14 protein-coding genes and 2 pseudogenes are annotated in these 15,285 nt (G+C 69.4%); 4 read left to right on the top strand and 12 right to left on the bottom strand.

What is annotated here, in order from left to right; all coding sequences use genetic code 11:
- Positions 1 to 209: 209 nt before the first annotated feature.
- The 3 genes from tuf (at position 210) to DKL51_RS35735 (ending at position 2,512) form a co-directional block, all read left to right on the top strand.
- Positions 210 to 1,397, top strand: coding sequence for an elongation factor Tu (gene tuf / locus DKL51_RS13670; RefSeq protein WP_109947439.1), 1,188 nt, complete (start codon positions 210 to 212; stop codon positions 1,395 to 1,397).
- 109 nt (positions 1,398 to 1,506) lie between these two features.
- Positions 1,507 to 2,016, top strand: a complete 510-nt coding sequence (locus DKL51_RS35740; RefSeq protein WP_260428476.1) for an APC family permease — start codon at positions 1,507 to 1,509, stop codon at positions 2,014 to 2,016.
- Positions 1,916 to 2,512 carry an amino acid permease gene (locus DKL51_RS35735; protein WP_260428475.1) on the top strand — a complete coding sequence of 199 codons (597 nt, stop codon included), beginning with the start codon at positions 1,916 to 1,918 and terminating at the stop codon, positions 2,510 to 2,512. The genes DKL51_RS35740 and DKL51_RS35735 overlap by 101 nt, the downstream gene beginning before the upstream one ends.
- Here DKL51_RS35735 and DKL51_RS13660 read toward each other — a convergent pair.
- From DKL51_RS13660 to DKL51_RS13640, 5 genes and pseudogenes are all read right to left on the bottom strand, one after another.
- Complete coding sequence (locus DKL51_RS13660) at positions 2,478 to 3,338, bottom strand: aldo/keto reductase (RefSeq protein ID WP_109947440.1); 861 nt, start codon at positions 3,336 to 3,338, stop codon at positions 2,478 to 2,480. The genes DKL51_RS35735 and DKL51_RS13660 overlap by 35 nt on opposite strands.
- Before the next feature lie 64 nt (positions 3,339 to 3,402).
- Positions 3,403 to 4,023: pseudogene (locus DKL51_RS13655) on the bottom strand (aldo/keto reductase); the annotation flags it as partial.
- Positions 4,024 to 4,083: 60 nt separating this feature from the next.
- The gene (locus DKL51_RS13650) at positions 4,084 to 4,233 is read right to left on the bottom strand and encodes a DUF2255 family protein (protein ID WP_109947442.1); all 150 of its coding nucleotides are present in this window, start codon (positions 4,231 to 4,233) and stop codon (positions 4,084 to 4,086) included.
- Between the two features lie 52 nt (positions 4,234 to 4,285).
- On the bottom strand, positions 4,286 to 5,320 hold the full coding sequence (locus DKL51_RS13645) for a zinc-dependent alcohol dehydrogenase family protein (protein WP_109947443.1): 1,035 nt from the start codon (positions 5,318 to 5,320) through the stop codon (positions 4,286 to 4,288).
- Between the two features lie 259 nt (positions 5,321 to 5,579).
- On the bottom strand, positions 5,580 to 6,473 hold the full coding sequence (locus tag DKL51_RS13640; RefSeq protein WP_109947444.1) for a helix-turn-helix transcriptional regulator: 894 nt from the start codon (positions 6,471 to 6,473) through the stop codon (positions 5,580 to 5,582).
- Between the two features lie 145 nt (positions 6,474 to 6,618).
- On the opposite strand from DKL51_RS13640, the gene DKL51_RS13635 reads away from it, so the two are divergent.
- Positions 6,619 to 8,115, top strand: a complete 1,497-nt coding sequence (locus DKL51_RS13635; protein WP_221623179.1) for an MFS transporter — start codon at positions 6,619 to 6,621, stop codon at positions 8,113 to 8,115.
- 194 nt (positions 8,116 to 8,309) lie between these two features.
- Here the strand turns inward: DKL51_RS13635 and DKL51_RS13630 are convergent, their stop codons facing one another.
- The 7 genes and pseudogenes from DKL51_RS13630 to DKL51_RS13595 all read right to left on the bottom strand — a co-directional run bounded on the left by DKL51_RS13630 (position 8,310) and on the right by DKL51_RS13595 (position 15,255).
- A complete protein-coding gene (locus tag DKL51_RS13630; protein WP_109947445.1) occupies positions 8,310 to 9,218 on the bottom strand; it encodes an NAD-dependent epimerase/dehydratase family protein in 909 nt (302 codons plus the stop codon).
- 123 nt (positions 9,219 to 9,341) lie between these two features.
- A pseudogene (locus DKL51_RS36325) lies at positions 9,342 to 9,452 on the bottom strand (alpha/beta hydrolase); the annotation flags it as partial.
- 92 nt (positions 9,453 to 9,544) lie between these two features.
- Complete coding sequence (locus tag DKL51_RS13615; protein ID WP_109947446.1) at positions 9,545 to 11,275, bottom strand: CocE/NonD family hydrolase; 1,731 nt, start codon at positions 11,273 to 11,275, stop codon at positions 9,545 to 9,547.
- 24 nt (positions 11,276 to 11,299) lie between these two features.
- Complete coding sequence (locus DKL51_RS13610; RefSeq protein ID WP_109965083.1) at positions 11,300 to 12,238, bottom strand: MBL fold metallo-hydrolase; 939 nt, start codon at positions 12,236 to 12,238, stop codon at positions 11,300 to 11,302.
- Positions 12,235 to 13,161 carry an alpha/beta hydrolase gene (locus DKL51_RS13605; RefSeq protein WP_109947448.1) on the bottom strand — a complete coding sequence of 309 codons (927 nt, stop codon included), beginning with the start codon at positions 13,159 to 13,161 and terminating at the stop codon, positions 12,235 to 12,237. Before DKL51_RS13605 ends, DKL51_RS13610 begins: the two co-directional genes overlap by 4 nt.
- 4 nt (positions 13,162 to 13,165) lie before the next feature.
- Complete coding sequence (locus tag DKL51_RS13600; RefSeq protein ID WP_109947449.1) at positions 13,166 to 14,287, bottom strand: FAD-dependent monooxygenase; 1,122 nt, start codon at positions 14,285 to 14,287, stop codon at positions 13,166 to 13,168.
- A 14-nt stretch (positions 14,288 to 14,301) separates the two neighbouring features.
- Positions 14,302 to 15,255: a phosphotriesterase family protein gene (locus DKL51_RS13595; protein ID WP_109947450.1), complete on the bottom strand. Its 954-nt coding sequence runs from the start codon at positions 15,253 to 15,255 to the stop codon at positions 14,302 to 14,304.
- Positions 15,256 to 15,285: the final 30 nt, after the last annotated feature.

Below are 15,285 nucleotides of genomic sequence, written 5' to 3'. Positions count from 1 at the left end.
GCCGGGCGCCGCCGGCGTGTGCGCATGGCTGGCTGATACCCGAGGCTGACCCTCCTCCCGCTCTGGCAGAACCACGGAGGAGGGTGGCCCGGTGCTCCGGCGCTGCCCTCGCAGGCGCGCCGCGACGTGCGGTTCTGGCGCGGTTTCCGCGGATTGGCACCCGCCCGCGTTCGTCGTCCGCCAGCTCGTTCCCAGTGTGGAGTTTCATCATGGCCAAGAGCCAGTTCGTGCGCGCGAAGCCGCACCTCAACATCGGCACGATGGGTCACGTCGACCACGGCAAGACGACCCTGACGGCCGCCATCACCAAGGTCCTCGCCGACCGCGACCCCGCCGTCAACCGGTTCGTGTCCTTCGACGGCATCGACCGGGCGCCGGAGGAGGTGGCGCGCGGCATCACCATCAACATCGCCCATGTCGAGTACGAGACCGCGACCCGGCACTACGCTCACGTGGACATGCCCGGCCACGCCGACTTCGTGAAGAACATGATCACTGGGGCGGCGCAGGTCGACGGCGCCATCCTGGTCGTCTCCGCGCTTGACGGGGCGATGCCGCAAACCCGCGAGCACGTGCTGCTCGCTCGGCGGGTCGGAGTGCCCTACCTGGTGGTGGCGATGAACAAGGCCGACGCGGTCGAGGACCCGGAACTGCTTGACCTGGTCGAGCTCGAAATCCGGGAGCTGGTGTCCGAGTACGGGTTCCCCGGCGACGAGGTGCCTGTCGTACGGGTGTCGGCGCTGCGGGCCCTCGATGGCGACCCGCGTTGGGTGGCGTCCGTCGTGGAGCTGCTCGACGCTGTCGACCGGTACGTCCCGGTGCCGCCCCGCGAGCTCGGCGAGCCGTTCCTGATGCCGATCGAGAACGTGCTGACGATCTCCGGGCGCGGGACCGTGGTGACCGGCGCGATCGAGCGGGGCACCCTGCGGGTCGGCGACCCGGTGGAGGTGGTCGGCCTCGGCCCGACGCTGTCGACCGTGGCGACGGGGCTGGAGACCTTCGGCAAGTCGCTGGCGACCGCCGAGGCCGGGGACAACGCCGCCGTACTGCTGCGCGGGGTCAAGCGCGACCAGGTGCAGCGGGGTCAGGTGGTGGCGCTGCCGGGCAGCGTCACGCCGCACCAGCGGTTCCGGGCCAGGCTCTACGCGCTGACCACCGCCGAAGGTGGGCGCCATACGCCGTTCTTCGCCAACTACCGGCCGCAGTTCTACTTCCGCACGACGGACGTGGTCGGGTCGGTGGACCTCGGGGACGTGACGATGGTCCTGCCGGGCGACACCGTCGACCTGTCGGTGGAGCTCGGCAAGCCGATCGCGATGGACGTCGGGCTCGGCTTCGCGGTCCGGGAAGGTGGCCGTACGGTGGCCGCCGGCACGGTGACCGAGCTGCTCGACTGAGGTGCGTGGAAGGGCCCCTTGCCAACAAGGGGCCCTTCCCGTACGGCCTGCCCGAAGAGCAGTGGCCGACCCGGTTCCCGCTAATCGGCCGCCGCCAACGTGGCCGTTCGTGCCCGCTAGTGACCGCCCGGGGTTCGTCGCCGGGCTGCTTTTCGTCAAACGCGGCAACTACACGCCGTTCGTCCCGCCGGCCGAGCCGGCGTCGGGCGGCTCCGGAGCAGATGCGACCCTGCTGGAGGCCGTCTTCGGGCAGGCACCCGCCAACTTCGGAATCAGCGGCATCTTCGCCGCGGGTGCGCTGGTGTTCTTCGCGTTTATCGGCTTCGACATCGTGGCCACCGCAGCGGAGGAGACCCGGGTGCCGCAGCGCGACGTGCCGCGCGGGATCCTCGGTTCGCTGGCGATCTGCACCACGCTCTACGTCGCCGTCTCGCTGGTGGTGGTGGGCATGCAGAACTACGCCGAGCTGGACGAAGGCACCACTGGCTGCGGCGTTCCAGGCCGTCGGCCAGCCGTTCATCGCCAACCTGATCACGGTCGGCGCGCTGGCCGGGCTGACCACGGTGGTCATGATCCTGATGCTCGGGCAGAGCCGGGTCGCGTTCGCCATGAGCCGTGACGGGTTGCTGCCGCGCTGGTTGAGCCGAGTGCATCCGCGGTTCGGCACCCCGCACCGGATCACCATCATCGTGGGCCTGGTGGTGGCCGTGCTCGCCGGGTTCATCCCGCTGGAGGAACTTGCCGAGTTGGTCAACATCGGCACCCTGTTCGCGTTCGGCCTCGTCGCGGTCTCCGTGATTCTGTTGCGCCGCACCCGGCCAGATCTGCCACGCGGCTTCCGCGTCCCCTGGGGGCCGGTGATACCGGCTCTCGCGGTGGTCGCCTGCGTCGTACTGATGCTGTTCCTCACCGTCGAGACCTGGGTGCGGTTCGTCGTGTGGATGGCGCTCGGGCTCGTCGTCTACTTCCTCTACGGCCGCCGCCGCAGCCGCCTCGCCGAGGACGAGCAAGAACGCCCGCCGGTGCCCGGCCAGCCGGACCTGAACAGCGGGTTCGGCTCCTCCTCGCCAGCACGGCCGGTCACTCGTGAATGCGGACCTTGCTCAGCCGGCTGACCATCGCCGGGTCGCGGTGGTCGAAGAACTGCGAGTTGCCGGTGTCCAGGGTCGCGATGCGGGCCATCTCCTCCCCGCTCAGCTCGAAGTCGAAGACCTCGATGTTCTCGGCCATTCGCTCGGCGCCGACGGACTTGGGGATGACCACGACGCCGCGCTGGATGAGCCAGCGCAGCACGACCTGCGCGACGGACTTGCCGTGCGCGGCGCCGATCTCGGTCAGCAGCGGGTCGGTGAACAGGTTGTTGCGGCCCTCGGCGAACGGACCCCAGGACTCGAGATTGACGCCGTGCTGGCGCATCAGCTCCTGGTCAGCGGTGCGCTGGAAGAAGGGGTGGGTCTCGATCTGGTTGACGGCCGGGGTTATCTCGTTGTGCTCGATGAGGTCGACCAGCCGGTCGGGGTAGAAGTTGGACACCCCGATCGCCCTGACGCAGCCATCGCAGTTGAGGCGTTGCATCGCGCGCCACGACCCGTAAACGTCGCCGATCGGCTGATGGATGAGGTACAGGTCGAGGTAGTCCAGGCCCAGGCGCTGCAGCGAGGCGTCGAAGGCGCGTTTGGTGCTTTCCTCGCCGGTGTCCTGGATCCACAGCTTGGTGGTGACGAACAGTTCTTCGCGCGGGATGCCGCTGCTGCTGATGGCGCGCCCGACCGCCGCCTCGTTGCCGTAGGCGGCCGCGGTGTCCAGCAGGCGGTAGCCGGCGGCGAGGGCCTCGGTGACCGCCTTCTCGGTCTCCTCGGCCGGGATCTGGTACACGCCGAAGCCGAGGATCGGCATCTGGACGCCGTTGTTCAGGGTCACCTTGGGTACGTCGGTAGGCATGGTGCGACCTTTCGTTGTTGGTACCGCGCTGCCTCGTGGATGCGGCGGGACGGCTCTGCAGCGGTCAGCGGTGGCGCGCGGAGGGCTGCAGCGACGGGCTGATCCAGCCGTTGTCGGCGGGGTTGAGGGTGACGCCGGGCGGAACGATCTCGTCGATGCGGTCCAGCACGTCGTCGGTGAGGACGACGTCGGCGGCGGCGAGTTGGGCGTCGAGGTGCTCCATGGTGCGGGAGCCGATGATCGCCCCGGTGATCGCGGGATGGCGCAGGACGAACGTGATGGCCATCTCGATCAGGCTCAGGCCGGCCTCGTCGGCGAGCTGGGCGAGTTGGTCGGCGGCGTCGAGCTTGCGCTGGTTCTCCGGCAGAGACATGTCGAAGCGGTTGGCGAGCCGCTGCCGGGCCACGGACATCGGGCGGGATTGGTCGGCGTCCTTGCGGTAGCGGCCGGACAGCCAACCGCCGGCGAGCGGGCTGTAGGAGATGACGCCCATGCCGTACCGCTGACAGACGGGCAGCACTTCGTTTTCGATGTTCCGAGTGAGGATCGAGTAGGTCGGCTGTTCGGTGACGAACCGTTCCCGGCCGCGGTCGCGGGCGATGTACTGCGCGTCGACGATCGCCGGGGGCGGGAAGGTGGGGTGGCCGATGTAGCGGACCTTGCCGGAGCGGACCAGGTCGGTGAGCGCGCCGAGAGTCCCGGCGCCGCTGGCCCTCGCCTTGCGGTACCAGGGGTTGTCCGGGCCCTAGGCCGACCGCACGTACAGGTCGTCGCCGACGCGGACCACCCACATCGTCACGTACGGCCGCAGCGTGCCGTCGTTGCGCACCGACGCCAGCTGTGGTTCCTCGGCCTCGCCGACGCGGTCGAGGTCCTCATTGGTCCAGGTCGTCATGGCGCACCCTTTCTCTCGTGTCCCCGGGCGGTCAGCCTCGTTCCCGCCGGGGTCAGGGACGGATGAGCACCTTCAACGCCTGCCGGTCGGCCATCGCCCGGTACCCGTCGGGTACCTCGTCGAGGCCGACGGTGCGGTCGAACACCCGCCCGGGCTCGATCAGGCTGTCGAGGACGTCGGGCAGCAGTTCCTCGATGTACGCGCGGGCGGGGGCCACCCCGCCGGTCATGGTGATGTTGCGCATGACGGTGTCGAAGCCCATCGGCACCTGGGTGTACTGGGCGGCGCCGACCCGGCCGATGGCGCCGCCGTCGCGCACGATGCCGATCGACATGTCGATCGCCTGCTGGGTGCCGACGCATTCCAGCACGGTGTGGGTGCCGTCGCCGCCGGTCAGCTCCCGCACGCGCTCGATGCCTTCCTCGCCGCGTTCGGCGACGACGTCGGTGGCGCCGAACTCCCGGCCGAGGTCTGTGCGGTCCTTGTGGCGGCCCATCAGGATGATCCGCTCGGCGCCAAGCCGCTTGGCGGCCAGCACCGCGCACAGCCCGACGGCACCATCGCCGACCACGGTGACCGTGGTCCGGGGGTTGACGCCGGCGGTGACGGCGGCGTGGTGGCCGGTGCAGAACACATCGGACAGCGTCAGCAGCGACGGCAGCAGCGCCGAGTCCTCCGCCACGGGCAGCTTGACCAGGGTGCCCTGGGCCTGAGGAACGCGGACCGCCTCGCCCTGGCCGCCGTCGACGCCGTGCAGGCCCCACTGGCCGCCGTGCCGACAGGAGGTCTGCAGTCCCTGGCGACAGAAGTCGCAGGTGTTGTCCGCCCAGACGAACGGGGCCACCACCAGGTCACCGGCCTTGAAGCCGGACACGTCGGCGCCGAGTTCCTCGACGACGCCGAGGAACTCGTGCCCCATGCGCCGGCCCTGCCCGCCGGTCGGCATCGACCCGTACGGCCACAGATCGCTGCCGCAGATGCACGAGCGCACCACCCGCACGATCGCGTCCGTCGGGTTCTGCAGCACCGGGTCGGGGACGTTCTCCACCCGTACATCACCAGCGCCGTACATCACGGTGGCTCGCATCAGCCTTCTTCTCCCTTTGGTCGTTCATGTCACCGCGCCCGCCTCGCAGCGAATGAGGGCGTGCGCATCCCGGCCGCGCAGAGGCGCAGCCCGGGAGCAGGTCATGCAGTGCAGTTCGGGTATGTGCGGGTCGGGGTCGTTCGACCGGCCCGCGGTCAGCGTTGTCCGTACTCGTCGTCGGTGACCAGGTCCAGGATTTCCATACAGTCGTGTCCATCCCTTGAGTCGCTGTGATGGCAACTTCCCTCGCGGCGTCCGTTCATTCGGCCGGGCGGACCAGTGGACGCTCCTGCGGCCGCGCCGTCCAGCTGGCGAGCAGGCCGAGTGCCTGCTGGTCGGGCGAGTCGGGCTCGGGGGTGTAGACGTTGATGCGCAACCCCGGATCGCCGGCGAGTTCCAGTGCCTCGTACGGCAGGTTCAACTCACCAACCACGGGATGCCGGAGCCTTTTGATTCCGGTGCGATGGAACTTCACGTCGTGCCGGGCCCAGCGGACCGAGAACTCCTTGCTGCGGGTCGTCAGCTCGCCGATCAGATCGATGAGGACCCGGTCCTGCGGTGAGCGACCGGCCTCCGAGCGCAGGAAGGCCACGGCATCGTTGGCACCTTTGTCCCAGTCGATCCAGAATTCGGTAGCCTTCGGGTCGAGGAACATGAATCGAGCGGTGTTGACCGGTCCGCGTGTGGCGAACAGCGGTGAGTCGAACATGGGCGCGTAGAGCGCGCGGCCGAGCTGGTTGGCGCCGAGGATGTCGAAGCGGCCGTTGCGGACGTACGCCGGAACGCCGGCCATGGCGTCGAGCACGCGGAGGATGCTCGGCCGGACCGCCGCGGTGGTCCTCGGGCGGCGGCGCTGCGGCCCGGATGCGTGAGCGAGGTCGTAGAGGTGGGCGCGTTCGGCCTCGTCGAGCTGCAGGGCGCCCGCGAGGGCCTCGAGCACCGACTCGGAGGCGCCGGCGAGGTTGCCGCGCTCCAGCCGCACGTAGTAGTCCACGGACAGGCCGCTGAGCAGGGCGACCTCCTCGCGGCGCAGGCCCGGGACCCGCCGGTTTCCCCCGTAGACGGGCAGGCCGGCAGCTTCCGGGGTGAGCCGGTTGCGACGGCTCACCAGGAAGTCGCGGACCTGGGTGCGGATGTCGGTCGGACCAGCCATGACCTCGACGGTACGTGCGCTCCGTCGGGGGTGGGAGGTACTGGCATTACCTGCAACGACAGGCACTCCCCCGCCGCCTCGAACCGCGGTTGCCTGGACGGTGCAGGCCCTACCCGGCCGCCAAGCATCCGCCCCGAGGAGAGTCGTGAGCACACCCCGCCCCGCCAGCAGACCGGTGGCATCCACGCCGGCGCGCCCGACGGCCATCCTGACCATCATCTGCGTCAGCTACTTCATGGTCATCCTCGACAACTCGATCATCTTCACCGGACTCCCGAGCATCCAGACCACCTTCGGCTTCTCCCCCACCGGCCTGACCTGGGTGCAGGACGCCTACACCCTGGTCTTCGGCGGCCTGCTGCTGCTCGGCGCGCGCGCCGGCGACCTCGTGGGCCGGCGTCGAATGTTCACGCTGAGCCTGGTGCTGTTCTCACTGGCCTCCCTCCTGGTGGGCGCCGCGCCCACCGACTGGTGGCTGGTGACCGCCCGTGCTCTGCAGGGCATCGGCGCCGCGATCCTCGCACCGTCATCCCTCGCGCTGCTGACCGCCAGCTTTCCGGCCGGTGCCGCGCGCAACCGGGCCGTGGCCGCGTACAGCGCCGTGGCCGGCATCGGCGCCAGTCTCGGCCTGGTGGTCGGCGGCGTACTGGCCGACTGGGTGTCGTGGCGGGCGGGCTTCTACCTGAACGTGCCGATCGGCATCGCCATGCTGGTCGCCGCCCGCCGCTACATCGCCGAGACGGAGACCCGCCGCGGCCGGTTCGACCTGGTCGGAGCCGTTTGCGCCACCGTCGGCGTCGGAGCCCTGGTCTTCGGCATCATCGAGGCCGCCGAGGCCGGCTGGACCGCGCCGACGACCGGCGCCGCCTTCCTGCTCGGGATCCTGCTGCTGGCCGCGCTGGGGGCCAACGAGGCCCGTGCCGAGCAGCCGATCATGCCGCTACGGCTCTTCACCGACCGGCACCGCAACGGCGCCTACCTGGTTCGGATGCTGTACCTGGGCGCAATGATCGGGTTCTTCTTCTTCACCGCCCAGCTGCTGCAGGGCGCGTGGGGCTTCACCCCCTTCCAGGCGGGCCTGGCCTTCCTGCCGATGTCCGGGGTCAACTTCGTCGTCGCCCTGCTGGTCACCCGGCTGGTCGCCCGCTTCGGGTCCACTCCGGTCCTCGCCACGGGCGTGGCGCTCACCCTGGTCGGGATGGCATGGCTCAGCCGCGTCGGCGCGGACGGCAGCTACCTCACCGCCGTCGCACTGCCCATGGTCCTCATCGGCATCGGCCAACGTCTGGCGTTCGCTCCGATGACCACCGCCGGTCTCGCCGGCGCCGAGCAGCGCGACGCCGGGGCCGCCTCCGGTGTGGTCAACACCGCCCACCAGCTGGGCAGCGCGCTCGGCCTCGGCATCCTCACCGCTGTCGGCACGGTCGCCGGACCCTCGGGAGCGTCCGCCACGGACGCGCTGGTCGAACGCGTCAGCGCCGCCCTGACCGGCGGCAGCGTGATGCTCGCAGCCGCTCTGGTCCTGGTCGGAGTCCTCATCGCCCGCCCGTCGCGCCCGAACCCGCCGGCGTCCGTGGCCGACGCCGAGCCCGAGGCCCGGTCGGCCGCAGCGCGAGACGCCGTCACGGTGCCGGCCCGATGAACCGCGGCGTAGGCGCGCACGCCCACCACCGCGGACGCGGTGTCGTGCGAACCGACCATCACCACGTCCGGCTCGTCGGGCAGCCCCCGGATGGGCTCATTGGCGAAGCGGTGCGCTTCGTTGAGCTCCACCCGGCCGGCAGACCATGACCAGCGCAGGATGAGCTTGCTGACCGTTGCGTGGTGATTGACGAGTCAGCGGCCGGGGTCCGCGTGGTCGCGCCATGAGTGCTGCGGCTCGTAGCCCAGCACCCGTCGTGCCTTGTCGATGCTGAGCAAGGTCTCGTGCTCGCCGAGCTCCTTGCGGACCTCGACACCCGGATACACCTCGGCCATGAGACTGGCACTGGACCTGCTCATCACGGTGTCCGCGTTGGCGATGATGAAGACGTCAGCGCCGGGCCGGTCGTGAGCAAGCGCCCGCTCCACCGCCCGGGCCCCATCCCGGGCGTCGATGTAGCCCCACAGGTTCCACCGGCGCAGCTGCGGATCAGCGTCGAAGGACGGGAACTGCGCGTAGTCCTGGACGTCCATGACGTTGGAGAACCGCAGGCCCACCATGACCAGCTCGCCGTCCCATCGGCAGAAGTGCCGCGCCATCTCCTCCTCGAGCGCCTTGTTCAACGAGTAGGTCGACTCCGGGCGCGGCGGGTACTCCTCGTCGACCGGCGCGTACGGCGGCGGGGTGTCGAACGGCAGCCCGAGCACCGTTTCACTCGACGCCCACACCACCCGCTTGATCCCTGCCGCCCTCGCCGCCGCGAAGACGTTGTACGTCGCCGCCGAGTTGTTCGCGAAGGTGATGGCGTTGGGCTGCAGCCCGGGGGCCGGGACCGCCGCCAGGTGCACGACCGCGTCGACCCTCCCGGCATGCTCGTCGGCGCCACCGGTTAAAGCCTCCACCACCTGCCCGTAGTCGGTGAGGTCGACGAGGAGGAACTCGCCCTCGACATCACGCGGGTCCCGCCCACCGGCACGGTCGACAGCCAGCACGTCGACGCCCACATCGCGCAGGTGCCCGACCACGGCACGGCCGAGTTTGCCGGTGGCCCCGGTGACGACAACGCGCCGGGGGAAAGCGGACTCGAGAACAGGATTAGCCATGGTCACATCCTTTCCTGCAGTACACCGCGTCGCACGCGGAGGTACTCACCAGCTCGGCCAGTGTGCGCTGAACGCGCTGATCGGGCGTGGAACCCGATCAGCGCGCCGCGGACGACAGGGGTATCAGCTCAGGTGCCGGGTGAAGAACCGCAGCGAGCTGTCCAGTTCGAACATCGGGACCTCCGCGTGCTTGCCGGGGTTGGCGTGCAGCGTCTTCTCCGCGGACCCGAAGGCGTGAAGAGGTCGTCGGGACGGACGCCGGCCAGCGCTCCGTTGAACCGGCCGAAGGGAGTGCGGGCCGCTGCGTGGACGAATACCATGCTCGACTACCGCTTCTCTACCGCGGTGCGCGCAGTGAACGGCAGCACGAGCCGGGACTGGTGGGCGGCGTCGCGATAGATCTTGTGGGCGACGGGGCGACCCACCGGCAGGTGGAACGCGTCCGGCGGCAGCAGTGCGTTGTGCGCGTCGGCCAGCGGTTCGTCGTTGGACAGCTCCACCACCAGACGGTGGCCGGAATTGAACGTCGCCGCGAACGGGTAGAGCCGCAGGACGTACTCCTCGATCTTCCCGGGCTCCACCGGCACGGCGCGGGTGTGCGGGTGGTACGGGTTGCCCTCGGTCGTCCGGTCGTCCAACTCGCGGTGCGATGCCTTGAGGAAGCCTGTGGTGATCAGCTGGCGGCTTCCGTTCGGGGCGACGTCCCACAGCCGCATGATGAAATTCGTGTCATCCTGGTCGATCTCGGCGAACAGGTGCGCCGCACCGGTGCCGATGAGCTCCGTGGGCTCCTCGAACGGCTCGGTGCTCCAGCTGACAGCCTCCACCTTGTCGGTCACCGTCAGCGGTGCCTGGTAGAAGCCGTCCGGGGCGGCATGCTCCGCGCCCATCAGCTCGGGCTCCGGGGAGAGCTTGTGGCGCGGGCGCAGGTAGAGGGGCTTGTACTCGATCTCCTTCGGCGGCCACTGCTCTGCGGTGACCACCTCACGCGAGCCCTCGACGAAGACGCTCACGGCCGGCTCGTCCATGATGCCGTTGTCGATGCCCTTGAGCCAGTACTCGTACCAGCGGAACATCTTGTCGTGCTCCTCGACCCAGGGGCGCGACTGCATCGGCGGGTAGGAGCCGATGTCCAGCTTCTTGGGGCCCTTCAGCACGTTGAACAGCTCGATGTGGCCGTCCACGGTCCAGCCGCGTCCCTGGTCGATCTGCAGATAGACCGGGATGTCGATGTTCTCGGCCAGCGTGACGGGGTTGCGCTCCTCGTACCACTCCCCGTCGAGGTTGTTCATCACGATGTCGAACCAGAACTCACGGTTCTTCGGGTACTTCAGCACGTGCACGAGGTTCGGCCACGCGGCCACGTCCGGGTCCTGGAGCCGCTCGTCGACGAGCTTCTTGAGCTCCTCCGGGGAGTAGACCTCCTGCATGCGGGACTTGACGTTGGTGTGCGCGATGCCGGAGTCGCCACCGCGTCCCTCGCGGGCAGCCCGCGGCATGAACCACATGATGCCGCCGTGGTAGGTCGTCTCGTAGAAGTCGAAATGGCCGCCGCTGACGAAGATCGCCTTCAGGTGTGGCGGCCGCTCGGCCGCAGCGAGCACCTGCATCGACCCGAAGTAGGAGATGCCGATCATGCCGACGTTTCGGTCACACCACGGCTGCTCGGCGACCCACTCGATGAGGTCGTACAGGTCCTGGCCCTGGGGAACACCACCGAAGTTGTAGTTGCCGATCATCACGCCGCCGGAATCACCGGTGCCACGCATGTCACCGATGACGTGGACGTAGTCCTCCCTGACGACGCGCGCGATGTCACCGGCCTCGATACAGCCGTCCCACATCGGGCTGGGCCGACGCTGCGGCGGCATGGTGAGGGCGAGGGCCTGCAGCTCCTTGCCGTAGGCGCTCATCGCGATCAGGGCCGGCCGCGGCTTGTCCTCCGTGCCGTGGTAGGCGTCCACGGCGAGGGTGACCCCGTCGCGCATCGGCACCTGCAGGTCCTTGCGGACGGCAATCGTCTGCTCGCCCGCCTGGATCGTCTGGAAGTCAGCCATGAGTGCGAAGTTCCTTGTCCGCTGTCACGAGTTCTGGTTGAAGTGCGTGCGGTAGCCGTGCATCGACGTGAAGAACGGCGACGGCTCGAGCGTGGGGTCGCCGGTGTAGCCGAGCCGCTCGGCGACAGGGGCGAACGGGGAGTACGGCGAGTCCGTCTCCCGCAGGCCGTCCTGAAGACAGCGGCAGGCCGCTTCGCTGACACCGGCCTCGATGTCCAGGCTCCCCTGGAACGCCTCCCGAGCCTGGTCGGCGTCGAGCTCGACGCCGTACGGCGTGCCGTCCGCGCGGCGGTACGGGTGCCCGAGGTACAGGTGCTGCGGACGGATCTCGTCGCGCAGGTACCGCAGGCTGGCGCGGTACGCGACCGGATCCACGTAGCCGGGGAAGCCGTTGGCGGCTCCGTGGACCTGGACGGCGTCGCCGACGAACGCGGAGCGCTGGCCGTCGATCACATAGGCGACCGATCCGGGCGTGTGGCCTGGGATCCAGTGGACGAAGACGGTGACGTCGCCACCCAGCGAGAGGCTCTCGCCGCCCTTGAGCAGCATGGTCGGCTCCATCTCGCCGGAGATGACCGCATTGGCCGCGGCCGTCACCTTCGCCTCGCCCTCGGGGTCGTTCAGGTACTGCGCCCGACCGCGGAGGTACTCATCCACGTGCGCCCGGCGCGAGCGCAGCATCGCCACGTCGGCCTCGTGGATGACCACCTGCGCGCGCCTGCCGGTGAGCTCCCACAGGGCGTAGGCGCCGCCGACGTGGTCGATGTGACCGTGGGTCAGCAGGATCCAGCGCACGTCCTCGATGCGGCGCCCGATGGCCTCGAGCGCGGGGACCATGCCCTCGGCGGGCGAGGAGGCGATCCCGGTGTCGACGATGGCCGGCTCGGGCGCGTCGATGAAGAAGCTGTACAGACCGAACCGGCCCCACGGCGAGACCAAGGGATGAACCTTCACGTGGGTCATGACTCGCCTCTCAGAAACGCGGCCGTCTCGTCGAAGACCCGGTGGTACGCCGCGATCCAGGAGAAGTGCTGCACGAATCCGTGGCCGGCGCCCGCGTAGCGACTCACCGTGGCGTCGACTCCGGCCTCCTTGAGGCGCTGGCCGTAGAGTTCGCCCTCATCACGCAGCGGGTCGTGCTCCGCGGTCACGATCAGCGCGGGCGGCAGCCCGGTGAGGTCGGCCCGCTTGATCGGCGAGACCAGCGGATCGGCGGGGTCGGCTCCGCTGCTGAGGTAGAAGGCGTTGAACGGCTTCAGCCCCGCCGTCTCCAGGCCGTAGCCGACGGCGTTCTCGCGCAGCGAGGCGTAGCGGTCGACGTCGAAGTCGAGATCGAGCGAGGGGTAGAAGAGGACCTGGTGCGTGATGCGATCGAATCCCTCGTCGTGGGCCAACGCGGCGACGGCCGCGACGAAGGTGCCGCCCGAGCTGTCGCCGGCGATCGCCAGGGTCGTGTCGTCCCATTCGAGCTGCTGGCCGTTTTCGGCGGCCCAGCGGACCACGCCGGAGCAGTCCTCGAGTCCGGCCGGAAAAGCGGCCTCGGGCGCCCGGCGGTAGCCGACGGAGACCACCTTGAGGCCGGTCTCCTTCGCTAGCGACCGTGCGACGTGGTCGTGGGTGTCCAGGCTGCCGAGGAAGAAGGCGCCGCCGTGGAAGTAGACCAGCAGGCCGTACGCCTCGGCATCGACCGGCGTGTAGATGCGCACGGGTACGTCGCCCGCCGGGGTCTGGGCGGTCGTGTCCTCGACGGAGTGGAGCGGCAGGCGCTCCTCCAGCGGGGGAACCATCGCCTCCTCGCCGGCGCGCATGGCCTCCGGGTCCAGCGGACCCGGGGGCGGCGCGGGGAGGCTGGCGACGACCTTGGCGATCTCGGGGTGCAGGGCCATGGCGTCAGGCCTGCGACCGGGCCGCGGGCTTCTGGCCGGGGAAGACGTCGTTGACCTCGTCCTCGGTCCAGCCCTGACGCGAGATGCGCTGCAGCTCGTCGGTGACGCGCTTGCGGGTCGCCTGGTAGAGGGCCAGCGCCTCCTTGACGGACTCCGCCTTCAGCAGGGCGTCGGCGAGGGCGCCGGCGTCCATGATCGCCGAGTTGGCGCCCTGGCCTTGGTGGTGCAGCATCGAGTGGGCCGCGTCGCCGAGCAGGGCGACGGAGTCCGAGTGCCACGTGTCGACCGGGTCGATGTCGTAGACGGCGCGGACGTTGAGGGTGTCCATGTCGAGGTCGCGCGCGATGTTCACGATTCGCTCGTCGAAGCCGTCCACCGTCGCCAGGAGGTCGTCCTTGGTGACCTTCGGCGCCCAGGTGCCGTCCGGGCACAGGGCGGTGACGTCGAACGACACCTGGTTGCGGTGGCGCAGCGGCAGCAGGTAGACCTTCGTGCCCCTGCCGAGGTACATCCGGAGGTTGTCGTCGACGACCAGCCCGTGGGCGCCGTGGGCGGAGATCACCGCGCGGTAGGCGCGCTCACCGGAGAACACCGGAGCCTTGTCGCTGAACAGCTGCTCACGGACCACGGAGCGGATGCCGTCGGCCCCGATCACGAGGTCGGCGGTCACCTTCTCGCCGCCTGCGAGGGTGAGCGTCGCGCGGTCGCCCTGGTCCTCGATGGTCTCCAGCTTGTGACCGAGGTGCACCATGCCCTCGGGTAGCACACCCAGGAGAGCGTCGATGAAGTCCCCGCGGTGGATCAGGTGGGTCTTGGTCACCTCGGCGAAGTCGTGGATGCCCGGCCACTCGTCCTTCATGATCGGCTCACCGGTGGCCGTGAGGATCTCGAAGTAGTCGCTCGCCGAGCTCACCTTCGCGATCGCGTCGAAGATCCCCCACTGGCGGAACCGGTCCATGGTGAAGGGGCGCAGACCGATGCCGGCGCCGACCTCGCGGATCTGGTTCGCCTGCTCGTACACGTTGACGTCGGCCCCGAGGAGGCTGAGGGCCTTGGCCGCGGCAGCGCCGCCGTACCCGCCGCCGACGATGGCGATGTTCAGGCTTTTCAAGTATGAGGTCTGCATGGTTCTTGTCCTTGTCAGTGCTGGATCGTCAGGAAGTCAGCGGGGTTTTCGACGAAGATGGTCTTGATCGCGGCCTCGTCGAGACCGGCAGCGCGGAGGTCCGGGATGAGGTCCTCGAAGATGTAGTTCACGGTGTGGCCCTCCACGCCCGGCCAGCCCAGCGGGCTGCAGTTGGCGTCGGCCGAGGCGAGCACCTTGCCCAGGTGTCCCTGGCCGATGAACCGGAGGAAGTGGTCCAGCCGCTCCTTGCGCGGACGAGCCCAGAACGGCGGGTCCGGGAGCTCGGTCTCGTAACCGAAGGTGTCGAACCCGACCCGGCCGCCCTGCTCCGCGATCCAGGTGTCGCGGGTCTTGTCGGCGTTGACGCCGTCGTCGACGTGCCCGAACAGGACGCGGTCGAGCGGGAGACCCTCCGCGTTGAAGATGGTGATCGCGTTCTCGGCGTCGATTGCGAGGTGGGTCAGGATGGGCACGCCGGTGGTCAGGGCGGCCCGTGCGGCAGCGCGGTAGATGCGCTTGTCCAGGTCCGTCATGCGGCCGCCGCGGCTCACGCCGACCTTGATGATGCCGGCGCGGCTGCCGGTGTTGCCGATGCCGACGGTGATTTCGTGGATGAAGTGCTCGGCCAGGTATTCCACGCTCGCCCGGGCGAAGAACGGCAGCGCGGTGTCGCCGCCGACAAAGCCGGTGCTGGCGACAATGTGCACGCCGGTCTTCGCGGACAGCGACTTGTAGTAGTCGGCGTCTCGGCCGTTGCAGATGCCTGTTGCGTCGACGAACGTGCCGCCGCCGTACTCGTGGAACTGGCGCAGCTTCGGGACGGTTTCCTCGTACCGCTGCTCGGGGCTCCTCCACCACCTCGTGTCCAGCTCGGAGCCCGGCATGCCGTACCCGATGTGCTCGTGGACGGCCACGAGACCCAGTTCCTCGGTCGGAATCGGCCCCAGGACGGTGTTCACTCTCGACACGACACCCACCTTTGGGAGAAGAAGCTTGAT

This window comes from Micromonospora globispora (genome assembly GCF_003857015.1).
GTDB lineage: Bacteria > Actinomycetota > Actinomycetes > Mycobacteriales > Micromonosporaceae > Micromonospora > Micromonospora globispora.
This window is presented reverse-complemented; position numbering and strand designations above follow the sequence as displayed.